This window comes from Actinosynnema sp. NPDC023658, assembly GCF_040639995.1.
Lineage (GTDB): Bacteria > Actinomycetota > Actinomycetes > Mycobacteriales > Pseudonocardiaceae > Actinosynnema.
This window is the reverse complement of record NZ_JBFAAX010000765.1, coordinates 1-2,697: the sequence shown is the minus strand read 5'-3', so window position 1 is coordinate 2,697 and position 2,697 is coordinate 1. Positions and strand designations below refer to the sequence as shown.

Below are 2,697 nucleotides of genomic sequence, written 5' to 3'. Positions count from 1 at the left end.
CCCTCCACGTGCACGGTCAGCGGCTCGCTGTCCCGGCCCGCGTCCACCACCCGGTCCCGTCCCCGGCGGGCGACGCCGACGACCCGGGTGCCGAGCCGGACGTGCTCGGCCAACGCCTCGGCCAGCGGGGTCAGGTACCGCGACGTCCACTCGGCGCCGGTCGGGTGGACGTCGTCCTCGGGCGGGGTCCACCCGGTGCGCTCCAGCAGCCGCCGGGCGGCGGGGTCGACCAGCTCCGACCACCGCGAGAACAGCCGCACGTGGCTCCACCGCGCCACCGCCGCACCCGCCCGCGGCCCGGCTTCGAGGACCAGCGGCCGCGAGCCGCGTTCCACCAGGTGTGCCGCCGCGGCCAAGCCGACCGGTCCCGCACCCACCACGACCACCGGGAGCTCGCTCACGAGCTACCCCTTTCATCGGTACTGCTCGATTGAACGAGGGGCAATCTATCGAGCTACTTCGATGGATGCAACCATCGAGTTCCATCGATACACTCCGGTCATGACGACGACGCCGCTCGTGGCGGGCCTGGCTCCCGAGGACGCCTCGACGTATGCCGGGTGGTTCGCGTGCCTGGCCGATCCGACGCGGGTGCGTGTGCTGCACGTGGTGGCGACGCACCCCGGTGAGATCACGGTGGGTGCGTTGACGGAGGCGGTGGGGGTGAGCCAGTCGACGTGTTCGCACCACGTGCGCCGGTTGGCGGAGGTGGGGTTCGTGCGGGTGCGCCGGGAGGGCACGGCGACGTTGGTGTCGGTGAACGCGGCGTGTTGCACGGGTCTGCCGCACGCCGCCGACGCGGTGATGGGGACGATCGCGACGCGGCCCCCGGGTCCGGTCGGGTCGGTGGGGGAGGTGTCGGTGCGGGCGATGGCGGACGACGACTGGGCGGACGTGCGGCGGATCTACGGCGAGGGGATCGCCACCGGCAACGCGACGTTCGAGACGGAGACGCCGGGTCGGCGCACGTTGGACGCCAAGTGGTTGCCCGGTCACCGGTGGGTGGCGGTGGTGGAAGGTCGGGTGGCGGGCTGGGCGGCGGCGTCGCCGGTGTCGACGCGGGAGTGCTACGCGGGGGTGGCGGAGACCTCGGTGTACGTGGGGGAGGGGTTCCGGGGTCGGGGTGTGGGTCGGGCGTTGCTGCGCCGGCAGGTGGCCGCGGCGGACGAGGGCGGGTTGTGGACGTTGCAGACGGCGGTGTTCCCGGAGAACCGGGCGAGCATCGGGTTGCACCACTGGGCGGGGTTCCGCACGGTCGGCGTCCGCGAGCGCATCGCGTGCCACCACGGGGTGTGGCGCGACACGGTGATGCTCGAACGCCGCTCCGCCACCTGCTGAACCTCCCCGGGACGGCGCGACAGCGCTTATCGTCACCGGCATGGCGACAACACCGAACGACGAGGAGGTCCGCCGGGCGTTCGACGCCGCCGCGGTGGACTTCACCGCGCTGGGCAGGCACCTGTGGGGTCCGATCGGCGCGGCCACCGTGGCGGCGGCGGACCCGAAGCCCGGCGACCGCGTCCTGGACGCCTGCTGCGGCACCGGCGCCTCGGCCGTTCCCGCCGCGCGGTCGGTCGGGCCCGGCGGTCTCGTGGACGCCGTGGACCGGTCGGGTCCGATGGTCGAGGAGCTGCGCCGGCACGCCTCCGGCCTGCCGCAGCTGCACGCGCACCAGGCCGACGTGACCACCTGGGACGGTGCCGGGTACGACGTCGTGGTGTCGGCGCTGGGCATCTTCTTCCTGCCCGACATGGCGGCGGGCGCCGAGCGGTTGATCGGCGCGGCCCGCGAGGGCGGTCGCGTCGTGTTCACCATCTGGCGCCGTGGCGCGATGGCCGCCGCCGGTCGGCACGTGTACGGCGCGGTCGCCGCGGCCACCTCCGCCGAGCCACCGCCGGAACGGAAACCGCGTCCCGTCGACGAGATCAACCAGGCCGAGCCGTACGCCGGGTGGCTCGCCGCCCGCGGTCTGTCCGATGTGGACGTGCGGGTCAACGAGCTGCGGCTGACCATGACGCCCGACCTCGCCTGGCTGGTCGTCCTCGGGTCCGGGTTCCGGGGCGCGCTGGCCGGGCTCGCGCCGGACACCGTGGAGACCGTGCGCGAGCTGTACCTGGGCTCCCTGCGCGACGAGGGCGTCGACGTGCTCGACGCCACCACGCTGATCGGTGTGGGCACGCGGGGACGCCACCGCTGATCCCCGCGATCCACGAACGGGTGAGGGCTCGCGGGTCGGGCCCTCACCCGTTCGTGCTGTCCGCGTCGGTGCGGTCCCCTACCAGCTCGACTTGGTCACGCCGGGCAGCTCGCCGCGGTGGGCCATCTCGCGCAGCCTGATCCGGGACAGGCCGAAGGCGCGGAAGACCGCGCGGGGCCTGCCGTCCACGGCGTCGCGGTTGCGCAGCCGCGTGGGACTGGCGTCGCGGGGCAGCCTCCGCAGCGCGCGCAGCGCCTCGTCACGCCGCTCCGGGTCGGTGCGGATGATCTCCTTCAGCTCCGCGCGCCGCTCGGCGTGCCGGGCGACGACCTCCCGGCGCTGCCGGTCCTTGGCGATCTTGGACTTCTTGGCCACGTCAGCGCTCCTCGCGGAAGTCGACGTGCCTGCGCACGACCGGGTCGAACTTGCGCAGCACCAGGCGGTCGGGGTCGTTGCGCCGGTTCTTGCGCGTCACGTAGGTGTAGCCGGTGCCCGCCGTG

The 2,697-nt window shown here is 74.0% G+C and carries 5 protein-coding genes; 2 read left to right on the top strand and 3 right to left on the bottom strand.

Translation table 11 applies throughout. The annotated features are described in order from the left end of the window. On the bottom strand, positions 1–401 hold a 401-nt coding region (locus AB0G02_RS34420), incomplete at its 3' end, for an FAD-dependent oxidoreductase (protein ID WP_360802836.1). 100 nt (positions 402–501) lie between these two features. Here AB0G02_RS34420 and AB0G02_RS34415 point away from each other — a divergent pair. Further along, complete coding sequence (locus tag AB0G02_RS34415; RefSeq protein WP_360802832.1) at positions 502–1,338, top strand: metalloregulator ArsR/SmtB family transcription factor; 837 nt, start codon at positions 502–504, stop codon at positions 1,336–1,338. A 40-nt stretch (positions 1,339–1,378) separates the two neighbouring features. After that, positions 1,379–2,197 (top strand): class I SAM-dependent methyltransferase, encoded by an 819-nt coding sequence (locus AB0G02_RS34410; protein WP_360802829.1) that lies wholly within the window; start codon positions 1,379–1,381, stop codon positions 2,195–2,197. A gap of 78 nt (positions 2,198–2,275) precedes the next feature. Here AB0G02_RS34410 and rpsN read toward each other — a convergent pair whose 3' ends face one another. Together rpsN and rpmG are read right to left on the bottom strand one after the other, a co-directional pair. Next, positions 2,276–2,572 (bottom strand): 30S ribosomal protein S14, encoded by a 297-nt coding sequence (rpsN, locus tag AB0G02_RS34405; RefSeq protein ID WP_360802826.1) that lies wholly within the window; start codon positions 2,570–2,572, stop codon positions 2,276–2,278. 1 nt (position 2,573) lies between these two features. After that, the coding region (gene rpmG / locus AB0G02_RS34400; RefSeq protein ID WP_360802839.1) for a 50S ribosomal protein L33 at positions 2,574–2,697 on the bottom strand (124 nt) is incomplete at its 5' end.